Here is a 22992-nt window from a genome sequence, read left to right on the forward strand (position 1 = left end):
GGGCAAAATCCAATCTTAGCCTTAGAGTCAGAGGAATGAAATGATGCAGACTTTCTCTACGCAAAATGTGCGCGACTTTCCGCAACAACGGCTACAAGCGGAGTTAGTTATCGTCGGCGGTGGACTAGCAGGCGTGTGTGCCGCGCTCGCCGCCGCACGCGATGGCCTTGATGTAGTGCTGATTCAGGATCGTCCGGTACTGGGCGGCAACGCTTCCAGCGAAGTGCGCTTGTGGGCCAACGGCGCTACCTCGCACATGGGCAATAACAATCGCTGGGCGCGCGAAGGCGGCATCATGGGCGAAATCATGGAGGAGAACCTGTGGCGCAACAAAGAGGGCAATCCGGTGCTGTTCGATATGGTGCTGCTGGACATGGTGCAGGCGCAGCCCGGCCTGACTTTGCTGCTTAATACGGTTGTTACCGATATCGAAAAATCTGGCCACCGCTTGCAGTCAGTGCAGGCATTCAATGCCATTAATCAAACGCGTTATCAGGTTTCGGCGTCACAGTTTATCGATGCCAGCGGCGATGGCGTGTTGGGCTATCTGGCCGGTGCGGCACATCGCGTGGGCGCGGAATCTGTGGAGGAGTTTGGCGAGAAGATGGCACCGGGAGAGAATTTTGGCCACAAGCTCGGGCATTCCATTTACTTCTACACCAAGCGCGCAGCGCAACCGGTACGCTTCGTTGCGCCCTCTTTCGCACTGAAAGAGATCACCGCCATTCCGCGCTATAAACGCCTGAGCTCAGAACTGAACGGCTGCGATTTATGGTGGCTGGAATGGGGCGGACGGCTCGATACCGTGCACGAGAGCGAAACCATCAAATGGGAGCTGTGGAAAATTGTCTGGGGCGTGTGGGATTACATCAAAAACTCCGGCGAATTCCCCGATGCCGATAACCTCACCATCGAATGGGTTGGCCTGATTCCCGGCAAACGCGAGAGTCGGCGTTTTCTCGGCGATACCCTGCTTTGCCAGCAGGACATCATCGAACAGCGCGATCACTACGATGCAGTGGCATATGGCGGCTGGTCGATTGATCTGCATCCGGCCGACGGCGTTTATAGCGAACACGATGGCTGTCGCCAGTTCCACAGCAAAGGCACTTACACCATCCCCTTCCGCGCGCTCTACAGCCAGTCGCTGGATAACCTGTTGTTAACCGGCCGACTGATCTCCGCTACGCACGTCGCCTTTGGCAGCGCTCGCGTTATGTGCACCTGCGGAGTGCTGGGCGAAGTGGTGGGTCGCGCGGCAGCGCTATGTCAGCAGCAGCAGATCACGCCTGCCGAGCTAGCGCAGCCGGACCGCGTTGGCCAGCTACAGCAGCATCTGCTGCGTCAGGGTGCGTTTATTCCACGACATCCGTTGGCGAACCCCGCGCGTGATGCGCATGTCACGGTGAGCAGCACCTTACAACTGCGCGCCCTGGCCGCCGATGGAGGCTGGCAGCCACTGAAATCCCGCTGCGCGTTGCTGCTGCCGCTCAAAGCGGGCGAACGTTTGCCAGCGATCAACGTGCAGCTACGCGCTGCAAATGCGCAGAAACTGCAGGTGTCGCTGCTCACCAGCGATAATCAGGCGAATACCTGCGGCGATTGCCATCTGGCCACACAGAGCATCACGGTGAATCAACAAGGCACGTATCGACTGAGCTTTGATTATCGAGCCGATTGCGATCGCTATGTGTTTATCGCCTTTGAGGAGAACGCCGCGATTGAGGTTGCGCTGACCAGCCAGCGTTTGCCGGGCGTGATGATGGTCTTCAACAGTCTGAATCCGCGCGTGGCGAAACGCACACGTCAGATTAACGATGGCGATTACGGCGTTGATGAGTTTGATTTCTGGCTGCCGCGCCGTGCTCCGCAGCAAATCCTGCTGGCCTTTGCGCTGGAAACACCACTGCAACTTTGGCACCGCGATTATCTGCTTAACGGCAAGTTACGCCCGGAACAGCACACCAATTGTTGGGTGCCCGCGCAGGATGATGCGCATCCCAACGCGTGCTGGCACTGGAACGAACCGCAGCGGGCAAAACAGATTACCTTGCTGTTCGACAACGACTTCGATCATGCGATGGAAACGGTGCAAATGGGGCACGCACAGACGGTGACGCCGCACTGCACCACGCATTACCGGGTATGGCTGGATGAGATGCTCTTGGCTGAGGTGACGGAAAATCATCACTCGCTGTGTCATCACGCGGTGCCAGAAGGCGTGAATTTTAGCCAGATTCGGCTGGAGTTGCTCGCCAGTGCGGGCGCGCTGCCCGCACTGTACGGATTACATCTGCATTAGAGAGCGGCAATGCCCTGACGCGCCAGCTGAATGGCGATAAACCACATCACGCCGCCGACCAGCAGATTGATAATGCGCTGCGCCCGCACGGTGCGCAGCCGTGGCGACAGCCACGCCGCCAGCAACGCCAGGCCGAAGAACCAGATGATTGATGCACTCACGGTGCCAAATGCAAACCAGCGACGCGCATCTTCAGAGGGAAGCTGGCTACCGAGGCTGCCGAGCACCACAAAGGTGTCGAGATAGACATGCGGATTGAGCCAGGTGACCGCCAGGATGGTAGCGATAATGCGCCAGCGCCCTTGTTTCAGCTCTGCGTCAGATGCCAGTGAAACATCGCCCTTCCACGCACTGCGCAGCGCGCCCCAGCCGTACCACAGTAGAAACGCCACGCCCGCCCAGGTGATCAGCATCAATAAGATCGGCGATTGATTCAATAACGCGCTGCCGCCAAAAATCCCACCGCAGATCAGTGCAATATCGCTGACGGTACACAGCGATGCGGTCATCAAATGGTAGTGGCGTTTGATGCCCTGATTCATTACGAAAGCATTTTGCGGGCCAAGTGGCAGAATCAGCGCAGCACCAAGAGCAAGCCCTTGTAAATAAACAGATAACACGGAAATAGTCCTAAAGAATGGGGAGATGCGATGCAGTATAGTGACGCGAGGATATTAGAGGAAATTGAAAGATTTAATCGGTCATTAGAATAAGTAATAAAAAGGCACCCGTAGGTGCCTTTCTCAGTTATTCGCTACGTGCGGGCTGTTGCTGCTCGCTCTTCACCTGATGCAGATGTACATCCATCTGCGGATAAGGAATGCCGATGCCGTTCGCGTCCAGCGTACGTTTGAAGTTCTTCATCAGATCCCAATAGACGTTTTGCAGATCGCTGCTTTTGCTCCAGCAACGCACCACAAAGTTGAGCGATGATGCGGCCAGTTCATTCAGGCCGATTTGGATACCCAAATCTTTCAGCACACGCTCATCCGCTTCAACCACTTCACGGAAAAGTGCAATTACCTGATCAACATCCGCATCGTAAGCGACGCCAATAATGAATTCGTTGCGACGGATCGGTTCACGCGAATAGTTAATGATATTGCCGGCAATGATTTTACCGTTAGGCACAACGACAATTTTGCCATCGGCCGTTTTCAAAGTGGTGGAGAAGATCTGCACATTCTGCACCGTACCCATCACGCCACCGAGATCAACAAATTCACCGGTTTTGAATGGACGGAAGGTCACCAGCAATACGCCGGCAGCCAGGTTGGACAGGGAACCTTGCAGCGCCAAACCCACAGCCAAACCGGCAGCACCCAGCACGGCGATAACTGAAGCGGTTTGCACCCCAACGCGGCCCAGTGCAGCAATGATGGTAAAAGCGATAATACCGTAGCGCACCATTGCAGAGAGGAAATCTGCCACTGTCGCATCAATGTGACGCGCCAGCAGAACGCGGTTAATCGCATTGGAGATAATGCGGGCGATGAACATACCAATGATGATGGTAACAATCGCCGCCACAATATTTACCGCATAGCTCAGGATCAATTCCTGATTACGTACCAGCCATCCGCCAGCATTGTTAATGCCATCAACGACATTTAAGTCTTCCATTTGTTAGCCCTGTTATTGAGTTTCCCGCAGGAAATTGCCAAAAACTGCCAGATTGACTCCGACACTCCGCATACAAGGGTAAACAAAAATAGGGCGAAGCGCCAAAAATGGCCTTAAATTACGGGACTTTCCAGACCAGGCGCATAAAAAAAGGCCCTTACGGGCCTTTTTTGTACTGTAAGGAAAAATTACAGTACGTCGACAGCGTTAAGCTCTTTGAAAGCCTGCTCCAGGCGAACAACCATTGAAGCCTGAGCAGAACGCAGCCACACGCGTGGATCGTAGTATTTCTTGTTCGGGCTATCTACGCCAGTCGGGTTACCCAACTGAGCTTGCAGATAGTCTTCGTTCTTTTTGTAGTACTGCAGAATACCGTCCCATGTTGCCCATTGGGTGTCGGTATCGATGTTCATCTTGATCACGCCGTAGCCGATAGACTCTTCGATTTCTGCAGCAGAAGAACCTGAACCACCGTGGAACACGAAGTCCAGCGCGTTGTGCGGCAGATTGTGTTTCTTGGTCACGTATTCCTGAGAATCACGCAGGATGGTTGGAGTCAGTTTCACGTTGCCTGGCTTGTACACGCCGTGCACGTTGCCGAATGAAGCAGCGATGGTGAAACGTGGGCTGATTTTGCTCAGCTCGGTGTAAGCGTAATCAACGTCTTCTGGCTGAGTGTACAGAGCAGAAGCGTCCATGTGGCTGTTGTCAACGCCGTCTTCTTCGCCACCGGTGCAACCCAGTTCGATTTCCAGCGTCATATCCAGCTTGGCCATGCGCGCCAGATACTTAGCAGAGATCTCGATGTTCTCTTCCAGTGACTCTTCAGACAGGTCGATCATGTGAGAAGAGAACAGCGGCTTACCGGTTTTCTTGAAGTGCTCTTCGCCCGCGTCCAGCAGACCGTCGATCCACGGCAGCAGTTTCTTGGCGCAGTGGTCGGTGTGCAGGATGACTGGCACGCCATACTGTTCAGCCATCAGATGCACATGGTATGCACCCGCGATAGCGCCGAAGATAGCCGCGCCCTGAGGCTTGTCGGTTTTGAAACCTTTACCGGCGATGAAGGCAGCACCACCATTGGAGAACTGAACGATGACCGGCGCTTTCACTTTGGCCGCAGCTTCCAATACCGCGTTGATAGAGTCCGTGCCGACGCAGTTAACTGCTGGCAGAGCGAATTTGTTCTCTTTCGCTACCTGGAAAATTTTCTGAACGTCGTCACCAGTGACAACGCCGGGTTTTACGAAATCAAAAATTTTAGACATGTTTGTGTCCCGTTTCGTTACCGTTCATCCCCGAAGGGATTGCGATTTGATTGCCCCATAAAGGGCTAGCCTTCAGGCGACGCCAAAGCGCCGCCCCCAAAGAGTTACTGCTTGGCGCGCTCTTCCAGCATAGCAACTGCTGGCAGTTTTTTGCCTTCCACGAACTCGAGGAATGCGCCGCCGCCGGTAGAGATATAAGAGATCTTATCTTCGATACCGAACAGGTCGATTGCAGCCAGCGTATCGCCGCCACCTGCCACTGAGAACGCATCGCTATCAGCGATAGCATTCGCCACGATTTCGGTGCCTTTACGGAAGTTCGGGAACTCGAACACGCCAACCGGGCCGTTCCACAGAATGGTTTTCGCGCCTTTCAGAATCGCAGCCATTGCCTGTGCAGTTTCGTCACCGAAGTCCATAATCTCTTCGTTATCCGCTACTTCGGAAACCTTTTTCACGGTTGCCGGCGCAGTTTCAGAGAATTCCGTGCCTACGCGAGAATCGGTAGGAACCGGGATGCCGTGCTCGTCACGCAGTTTTTTCGCTGCTTCAACGAAGTCTGGCTCGTACAGTGATTTACCGACGTTGTTTTCGATAGCAACGAAGGTATTCGCGATACCGCCGCCCACAATCACGGTGTCCGCAATCTGCACCAGTGACTGCAGCACATCAAATTTGGTCGACACTTTAGAACCGCCAACCACAGCAACCAGCGGACGCTCTGGGTTGCTCATTACTTTGCCCAGCGCTTCCAGCTCAGCTGACAGCAGCGGACCGGCACAGGCGATTGGTGCAAACTTGCCCACGCCGTGGGTAGAAGCCTGTGCGCGGTGAGCGGTACCGAACGCATCCATCACGAACACGTCGCACAGCGCGGCATATTTCTTCGACAGGCCTTCTTCGTCTTTTTTCTCGCCTTTGTTAAAGCGTACGTTTTCAAGCACAACCAATTCGCCAGCGCCGACTTCAACGCCGTCGAGGTAATCTTTTGCCAGGGTAACGTTGGTGCCGTTCAGTTTGTCTTTCAGGTAGTTAACAACCGGCAGCAGGGAGAACTCTTCGTTGTATTCACCTTCGGTCGGACGACCCAGGTGAGAGGTAACCATCACTTTCGCGCCCTGTTTCAACGCCGCTTCGATGGTAGGCAGAGAAGCACGAATACGTGCATCTGACGTCACTTTCCCTTCTTTCACTGGCACGTTGAGATCGGCACGGATCAGAACGCGTTTACCAGCAAGATCCAGATCGGTCATCTTAATTACAGACATGGTGAACCCTCTCGTTGATTCTCATAAGTTTTGCCAGACGCAGTCCGCGTCTTACCTGAAACCGCTTGCGGCCATTGCTAACGTGGTGTCGATCATGCGGTTAGCAAAGCCCCATTCGTTGTCACACCAAACCAGCGTTTTGATAAGGTGATGACCACTGACCCGCGTTTGCGTGCCATCGACTATGGCACTGTGCGGATCATGGTTAAAATCTACTGAGACTAACGGTAATTCCGTATAGTCAACTATACCACGAAACGCCCCTTCTGACGCGTTTTGCAGCAACGCGTTGACCTCGCACGCCTTCACCGCTTCGCGCACCGACACGCTCAAATCAATGGCTGTCACGTTGATGGTGGGCACGCGCACCGCAATCGCCTCAAAGCGATCGTTAAATTTCGGAAAAATACGGGTAATGCCAGCAGCAAGACGCGTATCTACCGGAATGATCGATTGGCTGGCGGCGCGGGTACGACGCAGATCGCTGTGATAGGCGTCGATCACCTGCTGATCGTGCATCGCCGAGTGAATGGTGGTCACGGTGCCCGACTCAATGCCAAAGGCGTCATCCAGCAACTTGATCACCGGAATAATGCAGTTGGTGGTGCAGGATGCGTTGGAGACAATGCGGTCAGTTTGTTTAAGAGCTTGTTCGTTAACACCAAATACGACTGTGGCATCGAGATCGTTACCGCCCGGATGCGAGAACAACACTTTCTTCGCACCTGCTGCCAGATGGGCTTCGCCATCAGCGCGGCTGCCGTACACGCCGGTGCAATCCAGCACGATATCCACATTCAGTTCGCGCCACGGCAGTACATCAATTTCCGCCTGATGCAGGATGCGAATGGTGTCGTCGCCAACAAACAGCTGATCGCGCTCCTGGCGCACATCAAAGGCAAAACGGCCGTGGCTGGTGTCGTACTTCAGCAGATGCGCCATCCCGGCGGCGTCGGCCAGCTCGTTAATGGCGACCACGGTGATCTCAGCCCGGCGACCGGTTTCATACAGAGCGCGCAACACGTTACGCCCGATACGACCAAAACCATTTATTGCAACGCGAACGGTCATTTCTACCTTCAACAACACCCGAAAAAACGTGCCGATTAGCCTGAGCGTTTCACACCGTTTTGTACAGGGAATTATTGCTTGCCCGCACCGGCAAGATGCACGTTCTCGCTCGCAACTGAAACGGTTCAGCTAGAGTAATGCAAGAGAGGAATAACGGGAATGATTGCGATCAAGTGAGTGGCGGAATATTGGATCTACGTCACAAATTTTGCACTGCGGGATTATTACTGCAGGAATAATTGAACCGTTTCAGGTTGGAGGTGATGAAACAATAAGGGCGCCCCGGTTGGGACGCCCTTTATACCCGCTGTGTAGGGTCGCCATTTATGGCGACCTCAAATCACAGAATCGATTTCGCCGTTTTAACCACATTCTCAACGGTGAAACCAAACTCTTTGAACAGCTGATCCGCAGGCGCTGACTCACCGAAGGTGGTCATGCCGACGATCGCACCGTTCAGGCCGGTGTATTTGAACCAGTAATCCGCGATACCCGCTTCAATCGCCACGCGTGCGGCAACCGCTTTCGGCAGCACGGATTCACGGTACGCCGCGTCTTGTTTGTCGAAGGCGTCAGTGGATGGCATAGACACCACGCGCACCTTGCGGCCTTCCGCCGTCAGCTGTTCAAATGCAGCCACCGCCAGCTCCACTTCTGAACCGGTAGCGATCAGGATCAACTCTGGCGTACCTTCGCTGTCCTTCAGCACGTAACCACCGCGCGCCACGTTCGCCAGCTGCTCAGCGCTGCGATCCTGCTGCGCCAGGTTCTGACGCGAGAAGATCAGCGCCGACGGGCCATCAACGCGTTCGATAGCGTACTTCCACGCCACCGCTGACTCAACCTGGTCGCACGGGCGCCACAGGCTCATGTTAGGCGTCACGCGCAGGCTGGCCATCTGCTCAACCGGCTGATGCGTCGGGCCATCTTCGCCCAGACCAATCGAGTCGTGGGTGTAGACCATGATCTGACGGATTTTCATCAGCGCGGCCATACGTGCGGCGTTGCGCGCGTACTCGACGAACATCAGGAAGGTGGCGGTGTACGGCAGGAAACCGCCGTGCAGCGCCAGACCGTTAGCGATGGCGGTCATACCGAACTCGCGCACGCCGTAATGAATGTAGTTGCCTGCCGCGTCTTCATTGATCGGCTTGGAGCCGGACCACATGGTGAGGTTGCTTGGCGCCAGGTCAGCGGAGCCGCCCAGATATTCCGGCAGGATTTTACCGAAGGCTTCGATGGCGTTCTGCGAGGCTTTACGGCTGGCAATTTTCGCCGGATTGGCCTGCAGCTGCTCGATAAACTTCTGCGACTCAGTTGCCCAGTTAGCTGGCAGCTGGTTGTTGACGCGACGTTTGAACTCCGCAGCCAGTTCCGGATGTGCAGCGGCGTAGGCAGCAAATTTCTGGTCCCACGCAGACTCTTTCGCCTGGCCGGCTTCTTTGGCATCCCACTGCGCGTAGATGTCTGAAGGGATTTCAAACGGACCGTGGTTCCAGCCCAGCTGCTTGCGGGTCAGCGCGATTTCATCGGCACCCAGCGGCGCGCCGTGCGAATCGTGCGTACCGGCTTTGTTCGGTGAACCGAAGCCAATCACGGTTTTGCACATCAGCAGCGAAGGTTTGTCGGAAACCGCTTTGGCTTCTTCAACCGCTTTCTTAATTGCGTCTGCGTCGTGACCGTCCACACCGCGCACCACGTGCCAGCCGTAGGCTTCAAAGCGTTTAGCGGTGTCGTCGGTGAACCAGCCGTCAACGTGACCGTCGATGGAGATGCCGTTGTCGTCATAGAAGGCAACCAGTTTGCCCAGCTTCAGGGTACCGGCGATGGAGCAGACTTCGTGTGAGATGCCTTCCATCATGCAGCCGTCGCCCATAAACACGTAGGTGTTATGGTCTACGATGTCATGGCCCGGACGGTTGAACTGCGCCGCCAGCGTGCGCTCGGCAATAGCAAAACCGACTGCGTTCGCGATGCCCTGACCGAGCGGGCCGGTGGTGGTTTCAACACCTGCGGTATAACCGTATTCCGGGTGGCCTGGAGTTTTAGAGTGCAGCTGACGGAAGTTCTGCAGCTCGCTCATTGGCAGATTGTAGCCAGTGAGGTGCAGCAGGCTGTAAATCAGCATTGAGCCGTGACCGTTCGACAGCACAAAGCGGTCGCGATCTGCCCACAGCGGGTTAGTAGGGTTATGGTTCAGGAAGTCACGCCACAGCACTTCGGCGATGTCCGCCATGCCCATCGGGGCACCCGGATGTCCCGAATTGGCTTTCTGTACTGCATCCATACTTAACGCGCGAATGGCGTTGGCAAGCTCTTTACGAGAGGGCATCTTCTACTCCAGGTCGGATTAATGCTCCGCCACGCTTAACTTATTGTAATTAATCAGTTATAAGGCGAAGCGAGAAAAAAGTCGCACATCAATGTACATGAAAATCAGGACAAAAGTACATGCATCTGGGTGCTAAATCACGGGTAACCGTTTGCATTTCCGGCCTTGTCTGCTAGCCATTGCACAACATGCGAGCTATAACCAAATCGTTTAAACACCTGTGACGGTTTCAGGTGTTTGTTTTCTTTACCTTGTTACCCAAAGGATGCCGATATGAAAATGAGAGCTACCATTGTTGCTCTGGGAATGGCTTCGTTGCTGAGCGGCTGCGAAGGATTTGATAACAACGCGCTGCTACAATCTGGTGCGCAGGCTTATCAGGCCTACGCGCTGAACGATGCACAGGTGAAAGAGTTAAGCGATCAATCCTGTGCGCAGATGGATAAAGACAATCAGGTTGCACCCGCCAACAGTGAATATCAGCAGCGCCTGAACAAAATCGCGGCGGCGCTCGGCGATAACATCAACGGCGTGCCTGCCAACTACAAGGTGTATCAGACCAAAGACGTCAACGCCTGGGCGATGGCCAACGGTTGTATTCGCGTCTACAGCGGCTTGATGGACATGATGACCGACAACGAAGTCGAAGGTGTGCTTGGCCATGAGATGGGCCACGTTGCACTGGGCCATACGCGTAAAGCGATGCAGGTGGCGCTGACTACCACCGCAACGCGCACCGCTGCGGCTTCCGTCGGCGGCGTGATCGGTTCGCTATCACAATCGCAATTGGGTGAAATGGGCGAAAAACTGGTGAATGCACAGTTCTCACAAACCCAGGAAACACAAGCCGATGATTACTCGTTTGACCTAATGAAAAAGCGCGGTATTGATCCGATGGGATTAGCGACCAGTTTTGAGAAACTGGCGAAACTGGAACAGGGACGCCAGAGTTCGATGTTTGATTCGCACCCGGACTCGGAAGCGCGCGCCCAGCATATTCGTGAGCGCATTGCCGCTGGGAAGTAATATCACACGCAGCAAAAAGGAGCGCATTAATGCGCTCCTTACACGTAGGGTCGGCATTCATGCCGACCAGGCAAAACTCAACGCTTAAACAACCCATCCACCATCGCACCCAAATCCTGGGTATTCGACGTATCGATGTGGCCCTGCGGCGACAGCTTATCAATCACCTGCGGCAACAAAGCGGCCAGCGTACCGGACGCACCATTGACATCGGTGCCAAGCTTATCCGCCAGCGACTGCAGCTGATCCTGACCAAGCGCATTTTGAATCTCGCCACCATCAACCGACTGATTACTGCCGCTGCCAATCCAGCTATTCAGCACCTGCCCAAGTCCGCCCTGCTGAAATTTCTGCAGCAGCACTTCGACGCCGCCCTGCTCCTGTACCCAGTTCCAGATAGCCATCAGCTGTTGCATCTGATTGCCCTGCCCGCTTCCGTTGCTGTTTCCCAGCGATCCAACTAAATCGTCCAGTAAGCCCATAGTCGCCTCCGCAGATTAATTAACCGCCAATAAGTGTAGCCGCAAGCAAAAGGATTAACCTTTATTTGCCGCCTGCACGTGCAGCATGTCCAGCGCCAGCGTGGCTGCTGCCAGCGAGGTCAGATCGGCGTGATCGTAGCCCGGCGCCACTTCTACCAGATCCATGCCAACGATGTTCATGCCCTGTAAACCGCGAATCAGCTTAGTGGCTTTATCGCTGCTCAACCCGCCAATCACTGGCGTACCGGTGCCCGGTGCGTGGGCGGGATCGAGGCAGTCGATATCGAAGGTCAGATAAACCGGCAAATCGCCAACGGTGCGCTTCACTTCCGCCACAATGTCATCCACGCTGCGATCGTTGACCTGCGCGGCATCCAGCACGTTGAAGCCGAGGCTCTTATCGAACTCAGTACGAATACCGATCTGCACAGAGTGTTGCGGATCGATCAAACCCTCTTTCGGCGCTGTGAAGAACATAGTGCCGTGATCGAACGTCGGGCCGTTGGAATAGGTATCGGTATGCGCGTCGAAGTGCACCAGCGCCATTTTACCGAAGTGCTTAGCGTGCGCGCGCAGCAGCGGCAACGTAACGTAGTGGTCACCGCCAAAAGTCAGCATACGCTTACCGTTCGCCAGCAGCTTCTCGGCGTGCGCCTGCAGTTTGTCAGAGAGATCCTGTGAATCGCCGAAGGCATAAACCAGATCGCCGCAATCCACCACGTTCAAACGCTGACGCAGATCGAAGTCCCACGGCCAGCGGCAGCCTTCCCACGCCAGGTTGGTTGAGATCTGACGAATCGCGCCCGGCCCTAAACGGCTGCCCGGACGACCTGAGGTTGCGGCATCGAAAGGAACACCGGTGATGACCCACTCAGCGTCACTATCGTAAGGCTGGAAGTTCAGCGGGAAGCGCATGAAACCGAAGGCGTTAGAAACCAGGGAGTTATCATACTGATTGCCCAGGGTGTTATACATAAATCGTCCTCATTAAGGCGGTAATCGTTTCACCAGTTTAGGATATAAATAAAAAATCCCCTCCGCGTCGTTAGCCCGACGAGGAAGGGATTGATTGGCGCGATTATCGCGGAGATTGTGGCTTACTGCAATCAGCGCGTTTATGGGGTTTATTAAATCAACTAACACGATCTCTTCATACAATATAAAGAAGTCGGTCAGCAAAAAATAAAGAATCATTCTTATATAAATTAAGCCGTTTCTTAACGATATAAATCATTAATTTCCTAAACCACAAAAATCTATTAATAGCAATTAAATTAATAGCCAAAAACATGTGGAATCAATTCACTTGGCTCTGATAATTTATTCTACAGAAATAAGAAAGGAATCGATAGACGCTCAGGGAATTCAGTATGGAGATATAAGCTTTTTCTTATAAAACAAGCTCCTCACTGATCAAATAAAATGAATCAGCATTATGCCGCGAGTAAGTTAAGCACTCATACAAATGCATAATATGTTCTTCCATGTAAGCCTCCCAGCTATCTTTTTACTCTCATTTCATTTTATCTATCGTCATTTAAGCCATGTAAAAACATTGGATCATGCCTGGCGAAAGTTACCTCATTCGTTAACTGTTAAATGAGCTTTGAAATGGCAAGAAGTGGAATACAAGTACAAGCATCTACTGTTAAGGCACTGTTTTTTCGTGAATTGCGCACGCGCTTCGGCAAATTCCGCCTGGGATATCTGTGGGCTATCATCGAACCTGCCGCTCATTTATTAGTATTATTAAGTATCTTCAGCTTCATTATGCACCGCACAATGCGGGACATTTCATTTCCTGTTTTTTTACTCAATGGGATTATTCTCTATTTGATATTTAGCAGTATCGTTAATCGCTCCATTGGTGCGATTGACGCCAACAAAGGTCTCTTTAATTACCGACCAGTAAAACCAATAGATACGGTTTTATCACGTGCTTTTCTCGAGTCAGTGATATATCTCACCGTTTACGTCTTGCTTATGGGATGCATTTGGGCGGCTGGCGAAAATTTTGTGTTGTTAAATATGCTACAACTCGCGCTGAGTTGGGGTTTAATGATTTTATTCTCCTGCAGCATTGGCATCATAGTGATGACAATCGGGAGTATTTTTACTGAAACACATAAGATATTGCCTATTCTGCTTAAACCACTTTATTTTATTTCAGGCGTGATGTTTCCGCTGCAATCCATTCCAGAAAAATACTGGCCGTTCTTGTTATGGAATCCGATCCTGCATGCAGTTGAATTGAGTCGCGAGGCAATCATCCCGGGCTATGTCAGCGTAGGCGTGAGTTTAGATTATTTAGCAATCGCAACGCTGTGCACGATCTTTATCGGGCTTACGATATATAGAACACGCGAAGAGGCGATGCTGACATCATGATTAAAATTGAAAACCTCACAAAATCCTATCGTACACCAACGGGTCGGCACTATGTATTTAAAGGGATGAGTGTCGAATTGCCAGCAGGCATAAGTGTCGCGCTTGTAGGCCGCAATGGTGCGGGAAAATCAACCCTACTTCGCATGATCGGCGGGATTGACAGACCAGACTCAGGCACGATCACTACCACTAAAACTATATCCTGGCCTTTAGGATTGAGTGGTGGCTTTCAGGGAAGTTTGACTGGTAGAGAAAACGTAAAGTTTGTTTCCCGCCTCTATGCGACGAAAGAGCAATTGAGAGAGAAGATTGCATTCGTCGAAGATTTTTCTGAACTGGGAAAATACTTCGATATGCCGATAAAAACCTATTCGTCAGGAATGAAATCACGTCTGGGTTTTGGTTTAAGTATGGCATTTGATTTTGACTACTACATCGTTGATGAAATCACTGCAGTTGGTGATAGTCGATTTAAATTAAAATGCGCCAATATATTTAAAGAAAAAAGTGAAAAATCAAACATTTTGATGGTTTCACATAGTTTCAAATCATTAAAAGAACATTGCGATTCAGCTTTATTCATCAGACGAAGTGGGGAAATAAGCTACTACGATAATATTGATGATGCTATTGCAGAGTATAAATCAGAGGAAAATTTAGAGTGACCAGTAAGAAGGAAGCATCATCATGAATAAGATTAAGAAGTTGATATTTAAACCAGGCGTATTTTTTCGTGATGCGTTTATAAAGCGCTATCCTATTACCGTCTCTGACGGAAATGGGAGCGTGATTTTAAATAGCAAAAATGATAAATCACAAAATAAAAAGCCTGTCGATGATCAAAGGGTTATTGATTTTGGAAATCTTCCGGTGACATTCCCTATAGACTTTGTCTTTACATGGGTAGACTCTGACGATCCTGATTTTATCGAGGTATTCAATCAGCACGCTCCTGTCGATTCTCAAAAATCAGTGCTATCGGATGCTGCACGCTTTAAATCACTGGATGAACTGCGTTATGCACTTCGCTCAGTTTTTGACTATGCGCCATGGGTGAATAAAGTTTACATTGTGACTAATGGACAGTACCCAGAATGGATGAACATTGACCATCCTAAAGTCCGCATAGTAAGTCACAGCGAGATATTAGAGGAAAAATATCTTCCTACGTTTAACTCGCATGTTATCGAAAGTGCCATCCATAAGATTGAAGATCTTTCGGAACACTATGTGTATTTCAATGATGACATGATGCTGTTGAGGCCTGTTAAACCGGAGTATTTTTTCACTGGTTCAGGTTTAGCTTTTATGTTTACATCAAAAATAAAGTTACCCGCTTCACCGGTTAATCCCGTTTATGACTCCGCTACAGAATGGGGCGCAAAAAATGCCCGTAGATTAATTTTTTCAGAATATGGAGTTTATACAGACCAAATGTTTTCGCATACTTTCTACCCACAATTAAAATCTGTGGCTCAATTGTGTGAAGCAACCTGGCCTGAAGCATTTGATGGATGTAGAAAAAACAAGTTCAGAGCGATGAATGATCTCCTCTGCACCGGTTTTCTCATTCCTCATGTTGCACAAATAACTGGAAAGTCAATATTTACAAAAACACGCGTGTTCTATTTTAATATTCGAAAGAGAGTGGCATTAGATTATTATCGCATGTTAAAGGATAAAAAAGGTAAGGATACTATTCCCTTTTCAATGTGCCCTAATGATAGGTCTTCCTATGATAGTTTAGACTTTGAAGACTACGCAGAACATTTAACCGAAGCACTAAATTCGTTTTATAACATTCCATCTCCGTTAGAGCTGGCACCTAAAGAAATTAATAATCAGGAATAAATACATCATGGACTCGATAAAAATATCCGAAAAAAAATCGGCAAAAAATGTTTTGATCGTTTTTTCAGCAAGAAATACACCTAAAGGAAAGTTCACTTTTTCCAAAAGATTAGGTCGTGTAGCAGCCTCTAAAATATTTATTAACGATTACAGTAACGACTGGTATCAAAATGGTGTCCCGGATATTCCTGACCATAAAGAATTAGTTCAATTTCTTAAAGAGAAAATTAAGCTATATAAAAAAAAGGGAGGACAAGTCTGGATACTGGGTTCGAGCATGGGAGCCTATGGTGCACTGAAATTCGGAAGTGCGTTGGCAGCAGACCGAATAGTTGCTTTCAGTCCAGAAGTAAAGCTTGGTATGAAGTTTTCTAAAAGCGCCGAGAACAATGTTCCCTACTCTGACGAAGATATTGACTTATCGTCAGTAAGCTATAAAAAAAGTGCCGATGTTATTATCATAAGCAATGACGGTGATCCTGTTGATTACTACTCGGCGACAAAACTCAAAAATGGTATTGAAAATTCGAAAGTTTATTCTTTAAGGAATTTCAAACACAACATTTTAGGTGAACTAACTAAAACGTATAATATTGATAACTTACTTTACGAAATGGTATCAAAAGGTTCATCAAAAGGGTTATGGAGTCTGGAAAAATCAAAATTATACAAAGACAACACGATTGAAGCTTTCAAAGAGATTAATGAAAACCTGGTGACAGGAAAAGAGTTCAATGATAGCTATATAAAAACCATTGAAGCTTTTATAAAAGACGCGCCAAACTGGGGCTACATAAATTACTTGTATGCAATGTGCCTTGACAAAAAAGGCTTTTATTGTGCCGCAACCAAGTATTATGAAGCCTGCCGTGAGCTATCACCTTACTTAGGAAGACCTATTGTTCGATTAGCGGAGATCTATTTTAACCGTAATGATCTTGATTCGGTATTGCGATTGCTGGAACCATTCTGTCGCAGTAAACATCATGTCAAAGCGGCCTCAACTCTGGCGAAGTCCTATATGAAAATGGGATTAAATGATACCGCGATTGAAACATGCGCTCACTTTATCAACAATACCAAGTCACAAAAAGATAAATTACTTCTTCAAACATTGAAGAAAGAAATTGAAAATATCGAATAAGAAAAGGCCAGTTAACTCTGGCCTATAACTTTATAAGATCGAGCCATCAATGATTACACGAAGATCGCTGCTAAGCATTTTGATTACATTCCCTGCAATAAGTAAAGCAACTGCATTCAACTTTCAATTACGTGATAAGCATATAGATAAAACTGTAAACTCAGTTGCTGATATCAAATATATTGATTTGTTCGATGGGATGATAGTCAAGACCCGCGGATTTTATTACCCCGAAAAAGAAAGCAGTATGCTGTATCGTGTAATATTTGGTGAAAATGTAAAAATCGCTCATTCCATTAAAGTTGGGAGAGAAATTTTCATCATCCCTATTTATAAGGATATAATTTCCTTCAAGCAATTGGGCCTTAAAATGGATGGCCATCATGATGATACACTTATGTTGAGGAAAATACTTGCAAATGAGGGACAGTACTACTTCAATGAGGGGCATTTAATCGTAAAAAATCATATTGAACTTGGCCCAAATGTAAGGGTTATTGGTTCTGGTATGGCGACATCCATCATTGAATATCGGAATACTAAAAATAGCTGGCTATTCATTAATGGAGAGAAAGGTAATCCAAACTTCATTAAGCGCAGTGGATATTCCGGAAGAGGTAATTATTTCTTATCCGATTTCTCAATAAATTTACGCGGAGATCTAGCCGAAAAAAGCCGTAGTGCAATGATTTTTGGCCGTTCAAAAAACGTTTTTCTGCACAATATTCATTTTTACAATGGTAGAAACTCTCACCGAATAGAGTGTAATGCTCAAGAGGATTTCACAGTTAGCAACTGCATATTCTCCGATACGATGATATCTCAGCCGGGTTCTCACGAAGAAATAAACATCGACTACAACAGCAAACCTGGATTTCCAGCCTATGGCAATTGGGATAACTCATCGTGTAAAAGAGTGAATATACTATCTTGCAAGTTCATAAACGTACAAAAAGGTGTCGCTTCACATAGCAATCCTGAAAAACATCATCAGTCAATAATAATTAGCGACTGCTTATTCAAAAACACCAGTAGTAATGCGATACAACTTCAAGCAATTGATAACTCTTTTATAGAGAATTGTACTTTCATCGATTGTAAAAAGACAGCGATAAGGTTAATTAATGCACATGGAAATACAATTAAGAATATTCATTCCGATCAAGCCGTATCAGTTAAATCTGACCGTAAAAGCACAAACAACCACTTTCTTAAATAAAAACCTCCTTTTACAAATTGATATTTAACCCGTTGCGGATTTCTTTATCCGTTTTCAATTCGTCCTTAACTCTGAAAAATGCATCGCCAACATCAGGTTTTTTAAGACAAGGATAATATGCCGAGTTAATCTGCGTTGAAATTAATAGATGAGATAAAAAATTTTCGAATATTTTCATGTCCGGTAATTCGCTCATGCTCCAAAACTTGTCAAGGCTATCCTGGAATGTAAGGCCTTTGATATCATAAAGTGCATTACCCATCACTTTTAAAGGTTTGTTATAGTTCAGCGCTAAAATTCCTACCGTACTATTAATGGTCACAACCCCCTTTGCATGGTTAAGTAAATCCGGCAATGGTAAATCGTGGACATACATTACACGCCCCCGGATACCCAGCTGTACGCACAATTGATCAATTAATGAATGGTATTGTCGATGGCCTCGATCCATTGGATGATGCTTAATGACAAGTGTGCTTTCTAGCGGTGCATGACGTGCAAAGGAGAAAATCACCTCATATATATAATCCCGAATATCATTATAAGGACTGTGGCTCGTCACCTGACTGTCGTTGTATACCTGCAAAATAGCCAGAAAGTAATTTTTATCCAATTCTTGTTGCAACTTCGCAAGTATTTTTCTTTGCTTTAACGAATAAATCACTTTCCGCCATCCTGAACGGATCCAGCAACCGGCTTCATAGCATATCGATAATGGCTTATGATGTTGGTAATTCAAAAATTCTTTACGATAGTACCAGCTATTTAAATAGTACCACGCAGCATGAGCATATTGCTTTTTGGTACATGATTTAACAGGCAAAACCTGAAGCGGAAGCTGATCGGGTTGATTGAGATAGAAGTTCGCATCGCGTGAAAGCGAAGAATTTGCATTTACACCGTCCTCTTCTAAAGTAATAAATTGCGGCCTTAGATAGCCTTCTTCAAATACTAATATACGCACCCCATTCTCGGATGCCCACTGTTTTGCATAATGGTGAAGAGGTCGGCAGTCGCCAAAACAGATAATGGTATCAAAACGGTATTGTTGCTGGACTTCATCTAACCAACCCGCTATCTCACGAGCTTTAAGCAGGTAGGTCAAAAACCTCCTGTTTTTGCAGTAAAAGCGGTCACCGCCATTGAATACAACGTTAATAACTTCTCGATTATGATACTCCAGCCATTCAGACAGGAAGGAAAAAAAAGGTCCCATTGGTCCCTGTAATAATAGATAACGCTCACCGGCAAGGATTTTATTAACAGCTTTTCCTTTGATATTCATTACTAAAGTCAACCTGAAAAATTATATTTATAAAAGCAGTTTTATTTTGCAAAACATCTTTATCTTTCGCACATTTCTTTTCAATTTGTCCCATTTATTCTTCCTGATTACTAATGCAGTGCGTGGTGTACCAATCAATATTTCTACCGCTTCTTCGGCGGTTATCGCTTCCCATCGTTGTGGATGGATATAGGTGGGATATCTAATTAATACTTGATACACCATTTCCTCAAGCCGTAACTTACGTTGACGGCGTTCACAGCGATGCTCATCGTGCGTGAGTCCCCAACCGGCATAAAATGGTAAGCCATAGCAGTAAACGTGTTTACCATGTAATAAGGCTTCAAAACCAGCGAGAGAAGTCATGGTATGAACCTCATCCGCGACCTGAATACATTGTATGATATCCGCATCTAGCACTTGAAAATCAGCATATTGAGAGACTGTATGCTGTGAAATGTGCCCCAAACGATTACCTACCAGTACATCAGGATGTGGCTTATAAATAATATAAGCGTCAGGATTTCGCTCACGCACAATGCTTAATAGTTTTAAATTAGTGTTAATTGAAAAAGCACCCTTTTGAATAGATGCGTCAGTTTCAACCTGTCCAGGCACTAATATTATGCGTTTCCCGTACGATTCCGCTGGAACACTAAATTCCGCCCCCAAATTGTATTTACTCAATTTGCTGGCAACCAGTCGTTTCATCAGTTTTTCAACACGTGAGAGTTGCGTAGTACTCAGCATGCTCTTATTAAGCATATCTTCTAAGTCACTTGGCCGGGTTGCATCGTAATAAATACCCCTCTTATCCAATACCAGAGATAGCGGAGCCAGGAGATCAGAACCCAATCCGGATGATCGTAAAAAACCGTCTTCCATACGCCAGATCGGTAAATGGCGTGCATTAGCTTCCTGTTCCCAACGTCGTTCACCGTGAACTCCCCAGACTACGCAAGCTGTGGTCTCAACACAGGGACGCGAAAAACTTAGTCTGTTGACTCCAGTATCCAAAAATGGTTTGAGGATGCTGTATTTCCACAGCGATAATCCTGGCGCCCAAAGAGACCCGTTTCGTTGCTGCTGATGGCGCCTCTGCAATTTCATCCAGTTAAGCACATCAAATAAAGTTGCCGGCTCACCGTTGGCCGGATTGATATAACGGCTATAGCGTAAGTAGGCAGCGGAAAATAACTCAAGTAAGCTGGCTCGCCCTCGCCGCCGGCTTAATTCCTGCGCTTGCGGATGTCGATCATCCGTTAATCCCCAACCTGAATACCAGGGTTGCCCGTAGCAGGTGACTGGTTTGCCTGCCATTAAGGCTTCAAAACCAAAGTGCGAGGTCACGACATAGACTCGCGAAACATGTCGCAAAAGTGAATATGGGCTAACGTTATCAGCTATCAATTGAATACGCTGGCTAGCTTCCAACTCACGAAAATATCCCGCCTTCTTTCCTTGCAATACATCAGGATGAATTTTAATCCAGATAGTTGCCTTGGGATTTTCTCTCAACGCAGCGTCCAGCATATTGTCAAAATCAGCAGGGCCAGCATTTCCATAACTGACTGACATATCACCAAACGTCTGATCAATGACTAAAACAATGTCTGCTGGAACCTGATGTTCGACAACAAAGGGCGGCGCCTGATTATATTTCGATAGATCTTCTGCAACGATGATGCGCATGGCGCTTTCCGCCTCCGCTGCGAGTGCTTTATTAGCATCCCGGTCGCGGATAAGTATTTCCAACGCGCTTGGCTGATTGGCATCGTAATAGATGCCAACATTATCCAGCACCATCGAGAGTGGCGGTGCACCATTCACGCCGAGATCCAGTGAGCGAATAAAACCATCTTCCAGTCGCAGCACCGGCTTACCTGCATTCAGTGCACGCGCCACAGGCTTATGCACACTTGGCCGGTGCCCCCATACCGCAATTGAAGCAATGTCATCGGCGATGGGCATAAAGGGCGATAACTTCTGGCACGGCTGTGCCAGAAAATTGGTCAAATGTGGAATACGCCAAATTCCTGAAGAGAAAACACCGATCATTTCTGCTCTGCCTTACAGCGTTAACACGACTTTCGCTGCTACTGCTAGTTGATACAGGATGGTTGAAAGTCCACGAGTGACTTCGATGTTCTTCGACTCGTACTTCGGCAGCACCATCAACTCGTCACCAGGATTGATTTGATCAACATCCTCTGCATTTTCAGCGGCGCCGTTCTGGCGTATGACAATCACTCTGGCATTACCCGACTTCTGCGTCAGACCGCCGCACTTCGCTATGTAATCTTTCGGACGTAACCCCTTTTCCCAGCTCACCGCATTAGGGAACAACACCTCACCGTGTACCAGAACCAACGACGTTTTCTGAGGGATGCTAATGACATCGCCATCTTCCAACAAAATCCCGTCAAGGTTTTTCTGATTGATGATCACTTCACCTTTAGGCACAACGTTGCGTGCTTTGGCCACAAAGCGGCTGATCAATTGCGCTTCCTGTACGCGTAAGCTGGCCTCTTCTTTAGTCGATGACTGGGCAGATAGAGACGCTTCTTCGAGTTTTTGCAGCGCGACGCTCATCATCTCTTTCTGACGAGCCGCCACTGAGGGACGATAAATTTGAATGGCGGTCATCTGCGACATGCTATTCGGACGGATTTTCGCCAGAACGGCGCGCATGTTGGAACCGTACGGTAAGATCATCGCATGCTCACCGGAGTGCGCACCCTCGATGCGCACCTGGATGGTGCCGGCATAGCGGTCGGTGCTGACAATTAAGGTGTCACCATCCTGCAACATGCGCCCGGCTGCGGTGCCAATCGGATGATATTCGCTGCGCTTCGCCAAACCTTGCTTACGAATGATGGTGATATTGGTGGCACCGGGTTTAGGTCTTGCCCAGCTCAGGGCTTCGGTAACCGAAATGTTGCTATGGCGAAATTCGAAGTCATAGCTGTTGAACACATCGCCCTGCACGCTAAACGTATGCTGGCGCGGCCCAACCACAATGGTGTCGCCATCAGAAAATTGCGACAGCCCCAGCTTACCGTTAAGCAAAAAATCATACAGATTGATGCTGGATCGTACTTTATTGCCACGCTTCACGTTGATGTCCACGTAGCTGCCACGATCGGGATCGATGCCGCCCGCCTTAATCAAATAGTTGAGCAACGAATCTGAAGTTAAGCCACCATACAGCCCCGGATTGCGTACAAAACCAGTCACATACACTTTGACGGGCTGCGCCTGCAGCAGTGAGGCGTAGACACTGACATTAGATTGGTAAACCTGCTTCACTTTACTGATAACCAGCGCATTAAGCTGGCTATTGCTGACGCCAGCCACTTTGACCGGCCCGACATTTGGCAGAAAAATATTGCCCTTTGGATCAACCTGAAGCACACCATCAAAAGTAAAGGCTCCCCACAAACGCACCTGAATGCTATCGCCGGGGTTAAGCACATAGTTTGGATTAAAGCCGGTGGTTGCACCGCTGTCTGCACTGGTGCCATTAAACAACTGCGCACCAAACATACGGCTCAATGCGACGGGAATAACGGCCGGTGGTGCGTCAACAAATCCAATCTGGTTTTGATTACCTGATAAAAATGATTGCGACGCTGTTCCCGATAAAATGGGGTCAGCCATAATGTCTGTGGCTGCGCGAATCGGCAGAGCGAGACTAACGGTAATCAGTAATAGTGATGATAATAATTTCATA

At 48.7% G+C, this 22992-nt stretch carries 18 protein-coding genes; 7 read left to right on the forward strand and 11 right to left on the reverse strand.

Translation table 11 applies throughout. The annotated features are described in order from the left end of the window. Nucleotides 1–43 precede the first annotated feature (43 nt). On the forward strand, nucleotides 44–2302 hold the full coding sequence (locus VIJ98_RS16245; RefSeq protein WP_407330307.1) for an FAD-dependent oxidoreductase: 2259 nt from the start codon (nucleotides 44–46) through the stop codon (nucleotides 2300–2302). On the opposite strand, the gene argO is transcribed toward VIJ98_RS16245, so the two are convergent. The 6 genes from argO to tkt form a co-directional block, all read right to left on the reverse strand. After that, nucleotides 2299–2922, reverse strand: a complete 624-nt coding sequence (gene argO / locus VIJ98_RS16250) for an arginine exporter ArgO (RefSeq protein ID WP_323275012.1) — start codon at nucleotides 2920–2922, stop codon at nucleotides 2299–2301. The genes VIJ98_RS16245 and argO overlap by 4 nt on opposite strands. Before the next feature lie 127 nt (nucleotides 2923–3049). After that, nucleotides 3050–3925, reverse strand: coding sequence for a small-conductance mechanosensitive channel MscS (gene mscS / locus VIJ98_RS16255; protein ID WP_008108267.1), 876 nt, complete (start codon nucleotides 3923–3925; stop codon nucleotides 3050–3052). Between the two features lie 188 nt (nucleotides 3926–4113). After that, nucleotides 4114–5193 carry a class II fructose-bisphosphate aldolase gene (fbaA, locus tag VIJ98_RS16260; RefSeq protein ID WP_154155324.1) on the reverse strand — a complete coding sequence of 360 codons (1080 nt, stop codon included), beginning with the start codon at nucleotides 5191–5193 and terminating at the stop codon, nucleotides 4114–4116. 104 nt (nucleotides 5194–5297) lie between these two features. Further along, nucleotides 5298–6461 carry a phosphoglycerate kinase gene (gene pgk / locus VIJ98_RS16265; RefSeq protein WP_154155322.1) on the reverse strand — a complete coding sequence of 388 codons (1164 nt, stop codon included), beginning with the start codon at nucleotides 6459–6461 and terminating at the stop codon, nucleotides 5298–5300. A 51-nt stretch (nucleotides 6462–6512) separates the two neighbouring features. Next, nucleotides 6513–7532, reverse strand: coding sequence for an erythrose-4-phosphate dehydrogenase (gene epd / locus VIJ98_RS16270; RefSeq protein ID WP_008108272.1), 1020 nt, complete (start codon nucleotides 7530–7532; stop codon nucleotides 6513–6515). 340 nt (nucleotides 7533–7872) lie between these two features. Then, entirely contained in the window at nucleotides 7873–9864 is a 1992-nt protein-coding gene (tkt, locus tag VIJ98_RS16275) for a transketolase (protein WP_154155320.1), read from the reverse strand. Between the two features lie 273 nt (nucleotides 9865–10137). On the opposite strand from tkt, the gene VIJ98_RS16280 reads away from it, so the two are divergent. After that, entirely contained in the window at nucleotides 10138–10890 is a 753-nt protein-coding gene (locus VIJ98_RS16280) for a M48 family metallopeptidase (RefSeq protein ID WP_008107309.1), read from the forward strand. A gap of 77 nt (nucleotides 10891–10967) precedes the next feature. Here the strand turns inward: VIJ98_RS16280 and VIJ98_RS16285 are convergent, their stop codons facing one another. Then, nucleotides 10968–11372, reverse strand: a complete 405-nt coding sequence (locus VIJ98_RS16285; RefSeq protein ID WP_008107307.1) for a YidB family protein — start codon at nucleotides 11370–11372, stop codon at nucleotides 10968–10970. Nucleotides 11373–11426: 54 nt separating this feature from the next. Beyond that, nucleotides 11427–12347 (reverse strand): agmatinase, encoded by a 921-nt coding sequence (gene speB / locus VIJ98_RS16290; RefSeq protein WP_258143876.1) that lies wholly within the window; start codon nucleotides 12345–12347, stop codon nucleotides 11427–11429. 636 nt (nucleotides 12348–12983) lie between these two features. Between speB and VIJ98_RS16295 the strand changes: the two genes are divergently transcribed. The 5 genes from VIJ98_RS16295 to VIJ98_RS16315 are packed head-to-tail and all read left to right on the forward strand — an operon-like array spanning nucleotide 12984 to nucleotide 17974. Then, nucleotides 12984–13760 carry an ABC transporter permease gene (locus VIJ98_RS16295; RefSeq protein ID WP_323275017.1) on the forward strand — a complete coding sequence of 259 codons (777 nt, stop codon included), beginning with the start codon at nucleotides 12984–12986 and terminating at the stop codon, nucleotides 13758–13760. Further along, nucleotides 13757–14425 (forward strand): ABC transporter ATP-binding protein, encoded by a 669-nt coding sequence (locus VIJ98_RS16300; RefSeq protein ID WP_154155314.1) that lies wholly within the window; start codon nucleotides 13757–13759, stop codon nucleotides 14423–14425. Before VIJ98_RS16295 ends, VIJ98_RS16300 begins: the two co-directional genes overlap by 4 nt. Nucleotides 14426–14447: 22 nt before the next feature. Continuing rightward, a complete protein-coding gene (locus tag VIJ98_RS16305) occupies nucleotides 14448–15611 on the forward strand; it encodes a Stealth CR1 domain-containing protein (protein WP_154192445.1) in 1164 nt (387 codons plus the stop codon). Between the two features lie 7 nt (nucleotides 15612–15618). Further along, complete coding sequence (locus tag VIJ98_RS16310) at nucleotides 15619–16755, forward strand: hypothetical protein (RefSeq protein WP_323275021.1); 1137 nt, start codon at nucleotides 15619–15621, stop codon at nucleotides 16753–16755. A 49-nt stretch (nucleotides 16756–16804) separates the two neighbouring features. Continuing rightward, nucleotides 16805–17974, forward strand: coding sequence for a glycosyl hydrolase family 28-related protein (locus VIJ98_RS16315; protein ID WP_154155308.1), 1170 nt, complete (start codon nucleotides 16805–16807; stop codon nucleotides 17972–17974). A 10-nt stretch (nucleotides 17975–17984) separates the two neighbouring features. Here the strand turns inward: VIJ98_RS16315 and VIJ98_RS16320 are convergent, their stop codons facing one another. From VIJ98_RS16320 to VIJ98_RS16330, 3 genes are read right to left on the reverse strand one after another with little or no spacing between them, the layout of a single operon-like run. After that, nucleotides 17985–19253, reverse strand: coding sequence for a capsular biosynthesis protein (locus tag VIJ98_RS16320; RefSeq protein WP_323275859.1), 1269 nt, complete (start codon nucleotides 19251–19253; stop codon nucleotides 17985–17987). A gap of 33 nt (nucleotides 19254–19286) precedes the next feature. Continuing rightward, a complete protein-coding gene (locus VIJ98_RS16325) occupies nucleotides 19287–21317 on the reverse strand; it encodes a capsular polysaccharide biosynthesis protein (RefSeq protein ID WP_154155304.1) in 2031 nt (676 codons plus the stop codon). A 12-nt stretch (nucleotides 21318–21329) separates the two neighbouring features. After that, nucleotides 21330–22991, reverse strand: a complete 1662-nt coding sequence (locus tag VIJ98_RS16330; RefSeq protein WP_154155302.1) for a polysaccharide biosynthesis/export family protein — start codon at nucleotides 22989–22991, stop codon at nucleotides 21330–21332. Nucleotide 22992 lies beyond the last annotated feature (1 nt).

Origin of the sequence: Pantoea sp. S18, assembly GCF_045689705.1 — a bacterium.
GTDB lineage: Bacteria > Pseudomonadota > Gammaproteobacteria > Enterobacterales > Enterobacteriaceae > Pantoea > Pantoea symbiotica.

Bases quoted from the DNA above. Each gene is read 5' to 3' on its own strand.
- VIJ98_RS16245 (WP_407330307.1), top strand. From the start codon at position 44: ATGCAGACTTTCTCTACGCAAAATGTGCGCGACTTTCCGCAACAACGG.
- mscS (WP_008108267.1), bottom strand. From the start codon at position 3,925: ATGGAAGACTTAAATGTCGTTGATGGCATTAACAATGCTGGCGGATGG.
- fbaA (WP_154155324.1), bottom strand. From the start codon at position 5,193: ATGTCTAAAATTTTTGATTTCGTAAAACCCGGCGTTGTCACTGGTGAC.
- pgk (WP_154155322.1), bottom strand. From the start codon at position 6,461: ATGTCTGTAATTAAGATGACCGATCTGGATCTTGCTGGTAAACGCGTT.
- epd (WP_008108272.1), bottom strand. From the start codon at position 7,532: ATGACCGTTCGCGTTGCAATAAATGGTTTTGGTCGTATCGGGCGTAAC.
- tkt (WP_154155320.1), bottom strand. From the start codon at position 9,864: ATGCCCTCTCGTAAAGAGCTTGCCAACGCCATTCGCGCGTTAAGTATG.
- VIJ98_RS16280 (WP_008107309.1), top strand. From the start codon at position 10,138: ATGAAAATGAGAGCTACCATTGTTGCTCTGGGAATGGCTTCGTTGCTG.
- VIJ98_RS16285 (WP_008107307.1), bottom strand. From the start codon at position 11,372: ATGGGCTTACTGGACGATTTAGTTGGATCGCTGGGAAACAGCAACGGA.
- speB (WP_258143876.1), bottom strand. From the start codon at position 12,347: ATGTATAACACCCTGGGCAATCAGTATGATAACTCCCTGGTTTCTAAC.
- VIJ98_RS16295 (WP_323275017.1), top strand. From the start codon at position 12,984: ATGGCAAGAAGTGGAATACAAGTACAAGCATCTACTGTTAAGGCACTG.
- VIJ98_RS16300 (WP_154155314.1), top strand. From the start codon at position 13,757: ATGATTAAAATTGAAAACCTCACAAAATCCTATCGTACACCAACGGGT.
- VIJ98_RS16305 (WP_154192445.1), top strand. From the start codon at position 14,448: ATGAATAAGATTAAGAAGTTGATATTTAAACCAGGCGTATTTTTTCGT.
- VIJ98_RS16310 (WP_323275021.1), top strand. From the start codon at position 15,619: ATGGACTCGATAAAAATATCCGAAAAAAAATCGGCAAAAAATGTTTTG.
- VIJ98_RS16315 (WP_154155308.1), top strand. From the start codon at position 16,805: ATGATTACACGAAGATCGCTGCTAAGCATTTTGATTACATTCCCTGCA.
- VIJ98_RS16325 (WP_154155304.1), bottom strand. From the start codon at position 21,317: ATGATCGGTGTTTTCTCTTCAGGAATTTGGCGTATTCCACATTTGACC.
- VIJ98_RS16330 (WP_154155302.1), bottom strand. From the start codon at position 22,991: ATGAAATTATTATCATCACTATTACTGATTACCGTTAGTCTCGCTCTG.